Origin of the sequence: Nocardioides candidus (genome assembly GCF_041321175.1) — a bacterium.
GTDB lineage: Bacteria > Actinomycetota > Actinomycetes > Propionibacteriales > Nocardioidaceae > Nocardioides.
The window spans coordinates 1,786,774-1,801,449 of the sequence record NZ_JBGGWC010000001.1 but is presented as its reverse complement, the minus strand read 5'-3'; the positions used below and the strand labels follow the sequence as shown (position 1 = coordinate 1,801,449).

The 14,676-nt window shown below is 71.2% G+C and carries 13 protein-coding genes; 6 read left to right on the top strand and 7 right to left on the bottom strand.

What is annotated here, in order from left to right; all coding sequences use genetic code 11:
• Positions 1-6: 6 nt before the first annotated feature.
• The 5 genes from ACAX67_RS08915 to ACAX67_RS08895 are packed head-to-tail and all read right to left on the bottom strand — an operon-like array spanning position 7 to position 5,545.
• A complete protein-coding gene (locus tag ACAX67_RS08915; RefSeq protein ID WP_370703451.1) occupies positions 7-660 on the bottom strand; it encodes a glycosyltransferase in 654 nt (217 codons plus the stop codon).
• Positions 657-2,576, bottom strand: coding sequence for a glycosyltransferase family 4 protein (locus ACAX67_RS08910; protein ID WP_370703450.1), 1,920 nt, complete (start codon positions 2,574-2,576; stop codon positions 657-659). Before ACAX67_RS08910 ends, ACAX67_RS08915 begins: the two co-directional genes overlap by 4 nt.
• Entirely contained in the window at positions 2,573-3,352 is a 780-nt protein-coding gene (locus tag ACAX67_RS08905) for a glycosyltransferase (RefSeq protein WP_370703449.1), read from the bottom strand. Before ACAX67_RS08905 ends, ACAX67_RS08910 begins: the two co-directional genes overlap by 4 nt.
• Positions 3,336-4,628: a hypothetical protein gene (locus tag ACAX67_RS08900; protein WP_370703448.1), complete on the bottom strand. Its 1,293-nt coding sequence runs from the start codon at positions 4,626-4,628 to the stop codon at positions 3,336-3,338. The genes ACAX67_RS08905 and ACAX67_RS08900 overlap by 17 nt, the downstream gene beginning before the upstream one ends.
• Positions 4,625-5,545 (bottom strand): NAD-dependent epimerase/dehydratase family protein, encoded by a 921-nt coding sequence (locus tag ACAX67_RS08895; RefSeq protein ID WP_370703655.1) that lies wholly within the window; start codon positions 5,543-5,545, stop codon positions 4,625-4,627. Before ACAX67_RS08895 ends, ACAX67_RS08900 begins: the two co-directional genes overlap by 4 nt.
• 197 nt (positions 5,546-5,742) lie before the next feature.
• Here ACAX67_RS08895 and ACAX67_RS08890 point away from each other — a divergent pair, with 197 nt between their 5' ends.
• Complete coding sequence (locus ACAX67_RS08890) at positions 5,743-6,459, top strand: sulfotransferase family protein (protein ID WP_370703447.1); 717 nt, start codon at positions 5,743-5,745, stop codon at positions 6,457-6,459.
• Here ACAX67_RS08890 and ACAX67_RS08885 read toward each other — a convergent pair.
• Entirely contained in the window at positions 6,453-7,487 is a 1,035-nt protein-coding gene (locus ACAX67_RS08885) for a hypothetical protein (protein WP_370703446.1), read from the bottom strand. The genes ACAX67_RS08890 and ACAX67_RS08885 overlap by 7 nt on opposite strands.
• Before the next feature lie 13 nt (positions 7,488-7,500).
• Positions 7,501-9,120 (bottom strand): hypothetical protein, encoded by a 1,620-nt coding sequence (locus ACAX67_RS08880; RefSeq protein ID WP_370703445.1) that lies wholly within the window; start codon positions 9,118-9,120, stop codon positions 7,501-7,503.
• 145 nt (positions 9,121-9,265) lie between these two features.
• Between ACAX67_RS08880 and ACAX67_RS08875 the strand changes: the two genes are divergently transcribed.
• From ACAX67_RS08875 to ACAX67_RS08855, 5 genes are all read left to right on the top strand, one after another.
• A complete protein-coding gene (locus tag ACAX67_RS08875; RefSeq protein ID WP_370703444.1) occupies positions 9,266-10,330 on the top strand; it encodes a hypothetical protein in 1,065 nt (354 codons plus the stop codon).
• A 28-nt stretch (positions 10,331-10,358) separates the two neighbouring features.
• On the top strand, positions 10,359-11,420 hold the full coding sequence (locus ACAX67_RS08870; RefSeq protein ID WP_370703443.1) for a hypothetical protein: 1,062 nt from the start codon (positions 10,359-10,361) through the stop codon (positions 11,418-11,420).
• On the top strand, positions 11,417-12,523 hold the full coding sequence (locus ACAX67_RS08865; RefSeq protein WP_370703442.1) for a hypothetical protein: 1,107 nt from the start codon (positions 11,417-11,419) through the stop codon (positions 12,521-12,523). The genes ACAX67_RS08870 and ACAX67_RS08865 overlap by 4 nt, the downstream gene beginning before the upstream one ends.
• A complete protein-coding gene (locus ACAX67_RS08860) occupies positions 12,520-13,248 on the top strand; it encodes a sulfotransferase family protein (RefSeq protein ID WP_370703441.1) in 729 nt (242 codons plus the stop codon). Before ACAX67_RS08865 ends, ACAX67_RS08860 begins: the two co-directional genes overlap by 4 nt.
• A 66-nt stretch (positions 13,249-13,314) precedes the next feature.
• Entirely contained in the window at positions 13,315-14,676 is a 1,362-nt protein-coding gene (locus ACAX67_RS08855; RefSeq protein ID WP_370703440.1) for a hypothetical protein, read from the top strand.

The window sequence follows — 14,676 nt, the reverse complement described above, 5'->3', positions numbered from 1 at the left end:
CGCGCGTCAGCGCAGGGTCCGCGGGCGACGCCTGCGGAAGCTGAGGGTGTCCGGGGCGAGTCGGTGCCGGAGGCCTGCGGCGAGGGTCGCCCGGGTCCATGCCCAGTCGAGGTCGCCGGGCTCCGCGCCCGCGTCGAGCTCGGGGTGAGGCACCGCGCGGTGGACTTCCGCCGCGGCGAAGGTCTGCGCGTCCCAGCAGTTGCCGAGCGCCACCATGGCGGGGTCGAACCCGGGGTCGGCCTGGTCGGGCGGGAAGTAGAGCTCACGACCCTGCTCGTAGAACCAGTGCACCTCGGGGTGCACGACGGTCCGCTCCGGATCGGCCTCGGCGACGGCGTGGGCGGCGTGGAGCCAGTTGGCCGAGCAGAGGCCGCCGGCGTCGAGGAGCGCGACGTATCGGCCGGTCGCCGCGGCGACGGCGTAGTTGCGCGCGGCCCCGAGCTCGCCCACGCCGATCGTCTCGAGCCGGGCACCGTGCTCCGCGGCCTCGCCGAGAGCCGCGCGGGTGCCGCTGGAGGCGTCGGCGAGCAGCACCACGACCTCCACCGCCAGTCCCGCGCTGCGCGCGGCCGCGGCGGCGTCCAGGACGCCGTGGAGGGCGATGCCCGCCCGAGGCCCCTCGCCGGTCGCGACGAGCACGGCGGAGACGTCGGCGGTCACGACTCCCCTCCCCCCAGCAGGGCGGCCACCGCGGAGCGGTACTGCTCCACGGTGAAGTCGCGGTGGACCCGCTCGCGCAGCGTCGCCGCCCGGCGCGTCGCCCCGCCCGGGTCGCCGAGGAGCGTGCGGATCGCGTCGACGTACGCCGCCGGCTCGTCCACGTCGGTGACCGGGTAGCCGGTCTCGGGGGTGATCACCTCGGGCACTCCGCCGACCGCGCTCGCGACGATCGGCAGGCCGCTCTGCGCACCCTCCAGCACGACGTTGGGGATGCCGTCCCAGGCGGAGGTGTAGAGCAGCAGGTCGGCCTCGTCGAGCGGGAGCGTGTCGAACCCGTCGTAGACGCCCATGAGCCGGATGTTGGCGGGCAGGTCGTCGGGGTGGAGGTCGACGTCGCTGAGCACCGGCTTGCCATAGGCGTGGATCTCGACGTCGGGCAGCAGTCGCGCGACCTCGACGACCAGGTCGAAGCGCTTCTGGCGGTCGAAGCGGCCTGCCCAGAGCACGCGGACCGGCGCGCCCGCGGACCGCCGCCGCTCGAGGACACCCGTCACGTCGACCTCCGACGGGGCGAGCGGCGTGCGCAGGAAGTGCAGCCGGGCGCGGGTCGCGCTCGGCATCAGGTAGCGGTCGACGATCTCGTCACGCAGGCGCTCGCTGTCGAGGAGCAACCACGACAGGTGCTCCAGGCTCTGCTGCAACGGCCCGATCGGGAAGCCGTAGCGGTGGCCCTGCTCGTCGACCTCCCAGGTGAACAGGTAGGCGCCCAGGTCGGTCACCCGGCTGAGCTCCGCTCCGAGCTCCGAGACCAGCTGCCAGCCCAGCAGGCTGTTGACCACCAGCACCCGGCGCGGGCGGAGGCTGCGGACCAGGCTGTCGAGCAGGTCGCGCCGGACCGGCTGGGCCACCCCGGTCAGGCGATGGGCGAGGTCGAGCACGCGGACGCCGTCGGGGAACAGGCGCGGGCGCTCGAAGATCGGGAGGTCGGTGACCACGACCGCCACCCGGTCGGGCGACGTCGCGGCGCTGACCGCGTCGGTCAGCACGCCGGCGACCCGGGCGGCGCCGCTCATCCGGCAGTGCGGCACCAGCACGACGGTGTCGACCTGGTCGAGGCCGAGCTCCTCGCGGGCGTCGGCCAGCTCGCGCGCCATCCGCGTGCCGAGGTGGGCGTGCGGCGGCGCGACGCTCGGCTGCTCGACGCGCAGCGGGGCGTGCAGCCCCGGCTCGAGCTCGGCCGCGCGAGCGACCTGCGCCGCGAGCGCCGGGCTGTGCAGGCGCGCGCGCTTGCGGAGCACGGCGAGCACGCCCTCCTCCAGCCAGCTGGACTCGCGCAGGTCGTGCTCGTCGGCACGGTGCAGCAGCTCGGGCAGCAGGAGGGGGTCGTGGCGCTGCATCGCCTCGTCGTCGGGCGCGCCGCCGTGGTGGCGGCCGGCCGGGCTCGGCACCCACTGCGGCTGGTAGCAGCCGCGGGTCAGGTAGTGGTGGAGGACCCAGCGCGGGTGCGTGCGCAGCACCGGGTGGTGCTCGAGGTACCAGTCCGCGTCGAAGAGCGGGGTCGGCACGATCCGGTGCTCCCAGCCGGTGCGCAACCAGTGCAGGAAGGGCACCTCCCCGTCGGGGATGCTCAGGTCGTGCTCGGCCAGCCGGTCGTCGTACGTCTGCGGGTGGAAGAACGCCGAGACGCGCAGCCCGCGCGCGGCGCCATGGGTCAGGTAGTGCTCGGCCACCGCGTCGACGCCCGGCTCCGCGCCGAGGTCGGCGCGCTCCCCCGAGGTGAGCTGCGCGAGGTAGAGGCGCGGGTGCACGCACCAGCGCAGCCGTTCCTCGACGTCGGGCGAGGGGCTCTGCTGCGCCGCGCTCGGGGCGCTGGCCGTCCGGCGGAGCCGGTCCGCCCACTGCCTCGACCGGCTCACGCGGTCTCCGACGCCTTCCCGACGCGCGCGAGGTCGTGCACCCGGTCGATCGCCATCGCGGGCAGCTTGCGCACGATGGACCGGCGGATGCTGCTCTCCTGCCCCAGCGAGGTGTCGCGGCGGCGCTTGAAGATGATCGTGTCGCGCACGAGCACGTGCTCCCACCCGGCCGCCATCGTCTCGATGGAGAACTGCCAGTCCTGGAAGGACAGCCCGTTGGGGATGTCGCGGGAGACGTAGGGGATCGCCAGGTGCGCCTCGCGGGGCGTGAGGCACAGCGAGTCGTGGTAGTTGCGCAGGTAGGCGAACCACGGCGTGAAGAGCGGCGAGGCCTGCTCGATGTGGACGAGCACGGAGTTGCCGCCGTCGAACATCACGTTGAGCTCGGGGTGGGCGATGGCCCGGCGACCCTGCGCGGCGGCCTCGTCGAGGACCGCGATGCCCTCCGCCAGCCAGTTCTCGCTGAAGAGGTCGTCGGCGTCGAGGAAGGCGATGTAGCGCCCGGTGGCGCGGGCGACGGCGGCGTTGCGGACCCGTCCGAGGTCGGCCTCCTGGAAGTCCCACCGCTCCCAGTGGTCGAAGCGCTGCTGGTCGAAGTACTCCCGGGTCTCGTCGCTGGCGACGTCGAGCGCGATCACGGTCTCCACCTCGTAGCCCTGCGCACGAGCGGCTGCCACGGCCAGGTCGGCGGAGCGCATGGTCGGGCCGCACACGACGGTCTCGCTGTGCGCCGTGACGACGAGCGAGACGTCGGGCGCGTCAGTCGTGGTGGCCATCGGGGACCTCCCACAACAGCTCGCGCGCCATCTCGGCCAGGGCCTCGTCGTCGGCGACCGCGCGGAGCTTCTGCGCGACGGCCTTCGGCAGCCCGTAGTCCTCGATGAGCCGGTCCTCGGTCTCCTCGCTGTCGACGATGACCGCGTCGACGAGCTCGGCGTGCCGGTAGAAGTAGCGTGCCGACGCACCCGCCGGATGTCCGAGCCGACTGCGCCGCAGCCCGCTGAAGCCGAGGAAGATCCGCTCCGAGGCCTTCAGCGCCCGGCCGTACGGCGTCAGCGCTTCGAGGAACAGACGCGACTCCACGCCCACGATCGCGTCGGCGCACAGCGAGCGGAGCAGCTCGACCAGCACCTGCTGGGTCATGATCGGGCCCAGCCCACGGGCCGTCTCGGCGAAGTCGACGCGACGGACGCCGCCTGCCGTGGCGTCGCCTCCACCCGCGTTGGGCCCCGTCGTCACGACGACGACGTCGTGGGGGTCGACCTCCGCGCACAGACCGTCGCGCAGGCGCTCGACGAGAGCGTCGTCGGCGTCCTCGACCACGAGCACGATCCGGGCCCTCTCGAAGCCGAGCGCCTCCTGGCTGCTGTGGAGCGCGCCGAGCTGGTCGGCCACGACCAGCCACGGGATCGGCATCATCCGCGGGCGTGGCACCTCCGCCCAGAGCTCGCCGACGAGAGGCTCGAGCTCGGCCGCCTTGGCGAACATCTCGCCGAGCTTCCCGTGGTGCAGCCGGCGTACGACGTCGGTGCGACGCTCGCTGATCTGCTCGACGACCTCCTCGGTCGTGCTGCCGAGCACGGCCGCGAGCTTCTCGACTCCCATCACGGGCTCGGCGACCTCGCCCTTGGCCCGGCCCTCGCGCAACCACGCGACGTAGGGGTTGGCGTCGCCGGTCCGGCGCTCGGGGTGACGCTTGAGGTAGGAGTCGGTGGAGAAGCCGGGCGTCGGCGTCAGCTTCACTCCCGGGCCCAGGCGCAGGAAGTGCTGGATCGGGTCGACGTCGGGGTTGTCGAGGAGAGCGGGCGCCTGCAGCAGGTAGTGCGCGATGTCGAAGTGGTCGCGGACGACGTCGTAGTCGGCGTCGCGGCCGGCCGGCTGCTGCCGCTCGAGCGCCTCGGCCACGCGCTGGTCGAAGGCCGGGCCCAGGTGGGTCGGGATCGGCGCAGGCTCACCGTCCGTCGCGCGTGCGGCCGGTGCGTCGGAGGTCCCGACGCGATCGTTCCAGCGCCGCAGGCGACGCCGGAGACGGCCGTACGCGGCTTCGGTCATGAGCGTGCCGAGCCGTAGGCCTGGAACCACTCCCATGTGCGGCGGATCCCCTCGTCGAGCGGGGTGACCGGGTCGAATCCGAGACCGTCGCGAGCCTTGTCGATGTCGCACCAGGTGTAGCGGACCTCGCCGGTGCGGAAGTCCTCGTAGAGCACGTCGAGGTCGCTGCCCGTGGCGTCGCGGATCAGCTCGAGGAGCTCGTTGACCGTCGTCGGCTTGCCGCTGCCGAGCTGGTAGGCGCCGACGGCGTCGCTGTCGACGGCCACCCGGATGCCCTCGACCAGGTCGCGGACGTAGAGGAAGTCGCGTGCCTGGCTGCCGTCGCCGTAGACCACCAGCTGCTCGCCGGCGATGATCTGCTTGAAGAAGTGGGCGACCACGGAGCCCTTGTGATAGCTGCGCGGCCCGTAGACGTTGGAGAACCGCAGCGCACAGGTGGAGATGCCATAGGCACCGGCGTAGGCGCTGAGGTAGCCCTCCATCATCAGCTTGGAGGCGCCGTACGGCGACGTCGGCTGCGCCGCCATCCTCTCGTGCACGGGCGGGGGCACGTCGCCGACGATCGCGCCGCCCGTCGAAGCGGCGACGATCCGGCCGACGCCGGCGGCACGGCTCTCCTCCAGCAGGTTGAAGGTGCCGATGACGTTGTTCTCGAAGTTGTCGGCGGGGTCGAGGATGCTGTCGATCACGCGGGTGTGGGCGGCCAGGTGGACCACCGCGTCCTGCCCGGCCAACGCGCGCCGGACGTCGGCGCGGTCGCGGAGGTCGCCCTCGACGAAGCGCACCCGCTCGAGGTCGAGGTGCCTGCGATGGCCGAGCGACTCGTTGTCGAGCACGCTGACCTCGTAGTCCCCGGCCTGCGCCAGGTGATCAGCCAGGTGGACACCAATGAAGCCGGCGCCCCCGGTGATGAGCACGCGCTTCAAATCCAGACCCCTTCTGTCAGCAGGCAGCGGGACACCTTAACAACCGGTGCAGGGACACACGCTAACGACCGAAACGGGTGTGACGCGAGGTTTCTGTGAAGATGCCACGAGGTTCATCCGCTCGAATGAGCCTCCGAGGCCGCTATCCTGCCCGTTCCGAGCGCCTCTGCGACCGAGGAGCAGACCCCGTGGGACCCGACATCGCCAAGCCGCCGGTGACCTGGCGAGCAATGCGGACCCGCTACCCGCACCTGTCGCCGGCGAACCGCGTGCAGGCACTCCCGGAGCACCGCGTCGTCTACGTGAGGAACGCCAAGGCGGCATGCTCCACGGTCCTGCTGTGGCTCGATCGGATCTACACGGGCGAGCACGACTTCAGCCCAGGGAACGTGCACACCGAGAACCGTCTGCCGCGTCCTCGTGAGGTCGGAACACGACGCATCGGCCAGCTGCTCTCCGGCGAGGCCTATCGCTTCACGTTCGTCCGTGACCCGCTGCGCCGCTTCGTGTCGGTGTACCGCGACAAGATCGAGAAGCCCAAGCGTTGGCGTACCGAGATCCAGGAGCTTCTCGGGCAGGAGCCCGACATCAGGCGCAGCGTCAGCATCGAAGACTTCATCTCCGCGATCGAGCGCCAGGACCCGCTCACTGCCATGGACCCCCACTGGCGCCCTCAGCACATCAACGTGATGACGGACCTGGTCGACTACGACCACATCGGCCGGATCGAGACCTTTGCCGACGACCTCGAGCACATCCGTGTCGCCGCCGGGCTCCCGCTCGTGCCCGTCGAGGCCCGCAATGTCGCCAGGCGAGCGCCCGACGACCTCCTCGCGTCCCGGCCCGACCTCGAAGAGCGGGTCCGAGCGTTGTACGCCAGGGACTACGAGCTGTTCGGTTACTGAGCAGACCGCAGCGACTCGCGCTGGGCGATGTCCCGCATCCGCTCCCGGACGTCCTCGGGGAACCCGGCGACCTGCATCAGCTCCTCCAGGGCGGTCGCGTCGATCTCCTGCGCCTCGGTCACCTGACCGCGCCTGCGGGGGGCGAACAGCGTGGGCTCGCCGAACCACTGCTCGGCCACGGAGCGGTTGGACTCGTCCCACCGGGCCATGAAGTCGTCGAGGACCGCCTCCGGCAGGGTCAGCTGCGGGCCGGCCGAACGCTCCTCGAGCACGCGCACCAGGTCGCGGTGGTCCATCACGCCCACCACCGCGCCGGCGTGCTCGACCTCGTGGAGGTTGAAGATGCGGAGGAACTCCACCGTGGTCGCATCCAGGCTCTGGTTGCGCATCCGGCCCCGCTGGAGCCCCGGGTCCTCGATGCCCGCGGCCTCGAGGAAGTCGTCCTCCAGCCGTCCGCCGACGAACCGGTCCCGCTCGAACCGGCGCACCGTCATCGCGTCCGGCTGCAGGGTCTCGCGCAGCTCCGCGAGCTGGCGCGCGTAGTCGTAGGGATACGTCGGAGCGGCCGCGAATTCGGCGATCCGCCGCGTCTCCCCCACCTTCACCTGCTGCTGGTAGAAGCTCACGAGGTGGTCGTCCTGCCGGCGGAGGTACACGATCACGTGCACCGGGCCGAAGTGCTCGGCCAGGAAGACCCGCATCCGCCGCAGCGCTTCGCCGGGGAGCGCGTAGATCGCCTCGTCCGAGAACACGACGCGCTCCGGGGCGGCCGATGCGATCTCGTGCAGGAGCCGGCGGTGGAAGCGCCGGCGGAAGTGCTGGGGCTCCTGGGCGCGCAGGTGGTGCCACGCCGGCATCGCGTCGTACTCCTCGTCGGAGCGGAACGACAGGCCCAGCTTGAGGTGGCGCGCCATCCCCGGGGTCCGTGGGTAGAGGATGCCGCGCTCACCGAAAGCCGCTCGGTTGAGCCTGAAGAGGTCCTGGATCGACGTCGTCCCGGTCTTGCCGGTGCCGACGTGGAGGACCACTCCGGGTGCCAGGCTAGAAGCCCTTCATCGCGAAGCCGAGCCGCGCCTCACGCTTGCCGCCGTCGCAGCCGCGGCTGCTCGAGGCGTAGTGGCTCTTCTTGGCGTAGCAGCGGTAGACCGCGACGCTGGCCGTGGTGGTCTTCTGCGGGTACACGAAGCCAACGCGGCGATAGGGCTTCCACCCCGTCTTGCACTTGTTGGCGTAGAGGGCGTGGTCGCCCCTGCGCGTGCAGTCGAAGACCTGCTTCCAGCCCGCTACCTCGCCGTGCGCGAGCAGGTAGCCGACTGCCCCTTGCCGCTTGTACGACTTCGACTTCGGCGCCTCGGTGGAGGAGAACCGCTTGCCCTTGCGGTTCTTGTACGTCGTTAGCTCGACGCGGTTCAGCGCTTGGTCCGTCGCGATGACCTTCACCTCGCGACGGAAGAGGTAGCGCTTGGTGAACTTGTCGCCCGGGAAGAGCTTCACGTAGTAGATGTAGAACGAGCTGCCGGTGCAGCAGCTCTGGCCCTGGAGGCCGCCGAGGGACGGGTAGGCGTAGAGCTGCTTGGACCTGGCGTTGCGAACGGTGCCGCCCCACTGGTCGACGTACTTGTCGTTCTCCGTGGAGACCAGCGGGTAGACGTCCTCGGACCCTGCCCACTTCATGGGGAAGCCGTGGTCGTCGAACAACGCGTTGTACTGGCGGGCGTCGTCCGTGGCACCGCTGCCCACCTGGGACGCGAACATCCGGAAGCCCTGCTTGCCGCTCGCGTCGAGGCCGATCCACCGGTTCAGCGCGGCGTTCCAGATGACGAAACGGCTCTTCTCGCTCAGTCCGCCGATCGGGGTCGACTTGCCGCCGATCCCGTCCTGGTTCCAGCTGCAGACCGGCGTGCCGATGACCGGCGAGGTGCAGTAGTACTTCTTCCACGTGCCGGGACGCCCGAAGCCGCTCGCCAGGGCGCGCGCCATGTGGATGCCGCTGGCACCGTTCCGCTCACCGCGGGTGCGGTAGAAGATGTAGAGGTACTCGCCGATCCTGACGACCCGCCCACCGTTGGCGTTGCTGAGCCCGTGACTGGCTGTCGCACCCTCGCCGGCGAGCACCACGTTGTTGGGGTAGTTGGGCCGACGCCACGTGAGACCGGCATTGGTCGACTCCACGATCGCCATCCGGTCGACGTTGGTCTTGCCGTAGGGGTCGCAACCGTGCCCCCCTGTGCTGCCCTCGGAGTGGTAGAACGCGACCCAGTGGCGGCCGTACTTCTGGATCGACCCGTTCAGCCAGGCTCCGCAGTCGTCGAACTTGCCCGGCAGGCCGCGGTCGATGATGACCCGCGGGTGGGAGAGCCGCTTGTTGGCCTTCGAGCGCCACTCGACCGTCCGGCTGGTGCCGAAGTATCCGTAGAGCTTCCCGTTGCGGGTCTCGGAGAAGTAGGGGTTGTCGCCCTGGTCGGTCGGACCGATGACGCGCTGCTCGGGTCCGAGCTGGACCGCGAAGCCGAGTCCCTCGGCCCCGTCCGCAGCGGCGGTGTCGCTGGGCGCTCCCGTGGGGAGGGCCGCGTCACCGCTCGCCGGCTGCAACAGCGTGAAGCCGAGCGACGCCGCGACCGCGGCGACGAGGCCGAGCCTCCAACCAGGTCGTGAGCGCACCGTCTTCAAGGCAGGCCGCAGCATCATCTTCCCTCTCCCCGTTGTCCATCGCCCCCGACCGAGCCCTCGACGAGAGTCGGCTGGATCAAGTGTAATCACTCACGGCGGCGGTTGGATGCAGATCCGGCGGTCTTAACATGATCACGTGCCCGAGCGGATCGACGTGACCCTCCACATCGGTACGGGCAAGACCGGCACGACGAGCATCCAGCACTTGATGCGGCTGAGTCGGGAGGCGCTCGCGGACGCGGGAGTGCTGTACCCGACGAGCCCGGGACCGGTCCGGCACACCCGCTTCGGCCTGTCCTTCCGGACCGACGAGGACCTCGAGAGGATGCCGGCCTGGCGGCGCATGAAGGCCCAGTCGCCCGAACGTTTCCGGCGGCGGGTGCACCGCCGGCTGCTGGCCGAGATCGCTGACGCGGGGCTGCCCCGGGTGCTGTTCTCCGACGAGGCGCTCTACGGCTTCTCGGGCACGCCACTCGAGCGGCTCCGCGCCTTCGTCGACGGACTGGGCGGTCAGGTGCGGCTCGTCGTCTACCTGCGGCGCCAGGACGACCACCTGATCAGCTACTACCAGCAGCAGGTGAAGGTCGGCGAGACGAGCCGGCTCGCCGAGTGGTCGACCCGAGACCGCTCCTCGACCTACGACTACGCACGACGCCTCTCGCACTGGCGTCGCGAGATGAGCGGCGCGCAGCTCGTCGTACGCCGGTTCGAGCCGACCGCATTCGTCGACGGCTCGCTCGAGGCAGACTTCCTGGCCGCTGCAGACATCGCGGGCGTGCCCGCCACTCCGGTAGAGCGGAGGAACGAGAGCCTGGACGCCGAGGCCGTCGAATTCCTGCGCATCTACAACCTCTACCTGGCCGAGCACCGAGGTGAGACCGGTCAGTCCGTCGAGCGCCACGCCCTGGTCACGCGCCTCGTCGACCGGCTGGGGGTACACCCACCCGGTCCGGCTCTGACGCTGGCTCCCGCCCTGCTCGACACCTTCATGGAGCGCTGGGAGATCCCCAACCGGACCGTCGCGCGTGAGCACTTCGGCGATGAGGTGCTCTTCAGCGCTGACCGGCGGTCGACCCTGACCACGGCGGAGCAGTACCTCGACCCAGCGCGGGTCGACCACTTCCGCGACCTCGCGGAGCTACCCGCAGCGATGCACGACGACCTGCGTCGCATCGCCGAACGCGAGGCCTCCGGCCACTGAGCGGGCTCCGGAGTGCTTGAATTGCTCCGTGCCCCGCCCCGTCGACACCGTGCTCCACATCGGCACCGGCAAGACGGGCACCACCACCATCCAGGGGGTGCTGGCCCACAGCCGCGAGGCTCTCGCCGAGGGCGGGACGCTCTACCCCCGGGCCTTCGGCAACCAGCGGCACCTGAAGTTCGGCTTCCTCGTGCTGCCCGACCGGCAGCTGGTCCGGTCGTCGGAGTGGTTGCGGGCGGGGAACGCAGACCTCGACCCGGAGGAGTTCCGGCGCCGGGTCCGCCGGCGGCTGCGGCGTGAGCTCACCCCCGCCGTACGCCGGGTGTTGATCTCCGAGGAAGGCCTCTACCGCCGCAACGCGGCCGCGGTCGAGCGGGTGCGCCAATTCACCGACGCTCGCGGAGGATCGGTCCGCATCCTCATCTACCTCCGCCGCCAGGACGATCACCTCTCCAGCAACTACCAGCAGGTGGTCAAGGGCGGGGGGATCGCCCGGATGGCTGACTGGGCGTCATCGGACCTGCACTACATGTACGACTACTACGACCATCTCTCCCGGTGGCGCGCCAACATCGGTCCAGCGGCCTTCGTCGTCAGGACCTTCGAGCCGGCGCGCTTCGTGCGCGGATCACTGGTGGAGGACTTCATCGAAGCCGCTGGCATCGAGGTCGACGTGACGAGCCTGGCTCCCGCCGAGCGGCGCAACGAGAGCCTGTGCGCGGGGGCGGTCGAGATCCTTCGGTTGTTCAACCTCTACCGCGTGGAGCACCGCGGTGCCCGCGCCGGCCTCATCATCAACAGCGAGCACACCCGGCGGCTGCACGCGATCGACGGGCCGGTGCTCACCCTCCCCGACGCTGACCTCGACCGGTTCCAGGAGCGCTGGGAGGCCAGCAACGCGGGGGTCGCCCGCGAGTTCCTCGACCGGGCAGACGGCGAGCTGTTCGGGTCCGCGCGGCGGCGCGAGGGCACCACGACCGAGCAGGTGCTCGACCCGGCGCGCCTCGACGAGTACCTCGACCTGCTCGAGGTCCCCGCGGCCGAGCGCTCCGCCATCCGGGCGATCGCCGAGCGGGAGGCGCGGGGATGACCCGCGACGTGGTGCTCCACATCGGCTCGGGCAAGACCGGCACGAGCACCATCCAGCGGATGCTGCGCCGCAACGCCGAGGCGCTCCGCGCGGCCGGCTTCATCTACCCCCGCACCCCGGGCCGAGCCCGACACACCCGGCTCGGGCTCTTCGTCCGTCCCGACGACGAGCTGGTCCGGCACCCCGACTGGTTGACCGGGGAGCCCGGCGAGCCCGCGGTCTTCCGCCGTACGTTCCGTCGTCGTCTCGACCACGAGCTCGACGGTTCGGAGGTCGACGGCGTGGTGTTCTCCGACGAGGGCCTGTTCGTCGCGAGCGACCGCGCGGTCACCCGTATGCGCCGCCTGCTCGGGAGGTACGACGGCAGCGTGCGTCTCGTCGTCTACCTGCGGCGGCAGGACGACCACCTCGTCAGCCGCTACCAGCAGGTCGTGAAGATGGGCGAGACCACGCCGCTGACCACCTGGATGCAGCAGGACTGGACCGGGACCTACGACTACAGCCTGCGCCTCGCGACCTGGGCCGGGCTGCAGCCCGACGCGTTCGTGGTGCGCCGGTTCGAGCGGGAGCGCATGGTCGGCGGCGACCTGGTGAGCGACTTCCTCGACGCGGCCGGGATGGCGGTCGACCCGAGCGCGCTGTCGCACACCGACGCCCGCAACGAGAGCCTCGGCGCCGAGGCGATCGAGCTGCTGCGCATCCTCAACCTCTACCGCGTGCAGCACGAGGGCGAGCGGCCCGGCCTGTTCGGCAACCACCACCACGTCGTACGCCTGCGCGAGGTGGACACCGGACCCGTGCTGACCCTCCCGAGCGAGGAGCTCGACCGGTTCATGGCGCGGTGGGCCGCGAGCAACGAGCAGGTGGCGCGCGACCACCTCGGCGAGCGCGCGCTGTTCGGCAGCGGCCGGAAGACCGACGGTACGACGACCGAGCAGCGCCTCGATCCCGCACGGCTCGACCACTACCTGGAGCTGCTCGAGGTCCCGGCGGCGCAGCACCCGGCGATCCGGCGGATCGCGGAGAAGGAGGCCCGCCGCCGGCGGAAGGTGAGCGCCCGCGCCGCCCGGCGGATCTTCGCCCGTAGGCTGGCGCGACGATGACGCAGCCCGTGGACCCCGACCCCGCCGCGCCCGCGGTCACCTGGGCGCAGATGCGGGAGTACTTCCCGCACCGCCCGCTCGCCTACCACCTCCACGCCCTGCCCGAGCACGGCATCGTCTACGTCAAGAACCCGAAGGCCGCCTGCTCGACGGTGCTGCTGTGGCTCGACCGGCTGCACACCGGCGAGCACGACTTCAGCCCGGACAACGTCCACAAGCAGAACCGGCTGCCGAAGGTCCGCGACCTGGGGCGCCGTCGCGTCGCGCGGATGCTGTCGGGCGGGGCCTACCGCTTCACGTTCGTGCGCGACCCGCTGCGCCGATTCCAGTCGGCCTACCTCGACAAGATCGTCGGCTCGACCGGCTGGCGCTCGGAGGTGCAGGTCGCGCTGGGCCAGGAGCCGGACGAGGAGCGACCGGTCAGCCTCGACGACTTCGTGCTCGCGCTCGAGCGCCAGGACCCGGTCACCGAGATGAACCCGCACTGGCGGCCACAGCACGTCAACGTGATGGCCGACCTCATCCACTACGACCAGGTCGGGCGGATCGAGTCGTTCGCCCAGGACCTCGAGGTGATCCGCGAGGCCGCCGGGCTGCCCGACGTGCCGGTCCAGGCGCGCAACGTGAAGGCGACCCCGCGCGAGGACGTGCTCGCGGGCCGGCCGGACCTCGAGGAGCGGGTGCGGGCGATCTACGCCGGGGACTACGAGCGCTTCGGCTACTGAGGGCGCGGGCGAACCAGCACGACCGCGGTGCTTGTATTCGAACATGTGTTCGGATACACTCGACGCATGATCCCGGACCTCCTCGACCTCGACGCCACCGCGGTGGTGCGGCGGACGCAGGAGCTCGCGCTCGCGCAGCGGGAGACCGAGGTCGACGCCCTCCGCCTGGCGCTGCAGTGGGCCGACCTGCACTCCGAGGAGCCGGCGTCCTCCCACTCTCCCGGGAGGGACCGACTGATCCAGCTCGGCGGTGAGGGCACTCCCCACGTCCAGGAGCTGTGCTGGGGCGAGCCCGCGGTCGCGCGCTTCATCACCGTGTCGGCGATGAAGCGCCTGGCCGCCGACAGTCTCGACCTGCGCCACCGGATGCCGATCCTCTGGGCGGCCGTGCAGGACCTCCGGCTGCCCGCGTGGGTGGCGTGCAAGGTCGCGTCGATGTCACGTGGCCTCTCGTTGGAGGCGGTCGGTCTGGTCGACGTCGCGGTCGCCGCCGCCGTCGACGAGTCGCCCACCCGGATCCTCAGGATCGCCGAGGCCAAGGTGATCGAGGCCGACATCGAGGCACACCGCGCGCGGCTGGCCGAGGAGGCCGCGAAGCTCGGCGTGCAGGTGTCCCGGCCGCGCACGGGCGACGCGATCGACCCGGTCGACGGCCAGCCCGGCGCGTTGAAGGTCAGCTGCAAGCTCCCCACCGGTGTCGCCCTCGGCTTCGAGGCGACGGTCGGTGACCTCGCCGACAAGCTCGAGGAGGCGCTCACGCCCGAGCAGCGTGAGACGGTGACACGCGGCGAGCTGGAGGCGCAGGCGGTCGAGCTGCTGAGCAACCCCCACGCGGCCGCGGCCTTCCTCGACGGCGGGACCGAGCCCGACGACCTGCCGAAACGCCCGAAGCGACCGGCCACCGTCTATGTCTTCCTCTCCGACCTGGTGCTGTCCGCTGCCGTGCCCGGGGTCGGCCGCGTCGAGGGCATCGGCCCGGTGCTGCTCGACCAGCTCTGCGAGCTGCTGAAGCACCGCGACGTGAAGCTCCAGCCCGTCATCGACCTCAACGACTCCCAGTCGGTCAACGCCTACGAGCACCCCACGCTGGTCAAGACCCGCACCCTGCTGCGGATGCTCGGCGAGGTCTTCCCCCACTCGTCCAACACCGGCTACCGCCGGCTCGACCACGACCACGCCGAGCCCTACGTGCCGCCCGATCGCGGCGGACCACCCGGCCAGACCGGCGATCGCAACGTCGCGCCGATGACGCGCGGAAATCACCGGATCAAGACGCACGTCCCCGGCGTCGATCTCGTGCAGCTCGACCTCGGCGTCTACCGGTGGGCCACGCCCCACGGTCTCGGTCGGCTGGTGACCCGCACCGGCACGCGACGATTCACCCCGCTCCGCACCGCCGGCGGCATCGTCGGCGAGATCTACGAGTGA

Excerpts from the sequence above, each read along its gene's own strand:
- ACAX67_RS08905 (WP_370703449.1), bottom strand. The coding sequence starts at position 3,352 with ATGGCCACCACGACTGACGCGCCCGACGTCTCGCTCGTCGTCACGGCG.
- ACAX67_RS08900 (WP_370703448.1), bottom strand. The coding sequence starts at position 4,628 with ATGACCGAAGCCGCGTACGGCCGTCTCCGGCGTCGCCTGCGGCGCTGG.
- ACAX67_RS08865 (WP_370703442.1), top strand. The coding sequence starts at position 11,417 with ATGACCCGCGACGTGGTGCTCCACATCGGCTCGGGCAAGACCGGCACG.
- ACAX67_RS08860 (WP_370703441.1), top strand. The coding sequence starts at position 12,520 with ATGACGCAGCCCGTGGACCCCGACCCCGCCGCGCCCGCGGTCACCTGG.
- ACAX67_RS08855 (WP_370703440.1), top strand. The coding sequence starts at position 13,315 with ATGATCCCGGACCTCCTCGACCTCGACGCCACCGCGGTGGTGCGGCGG.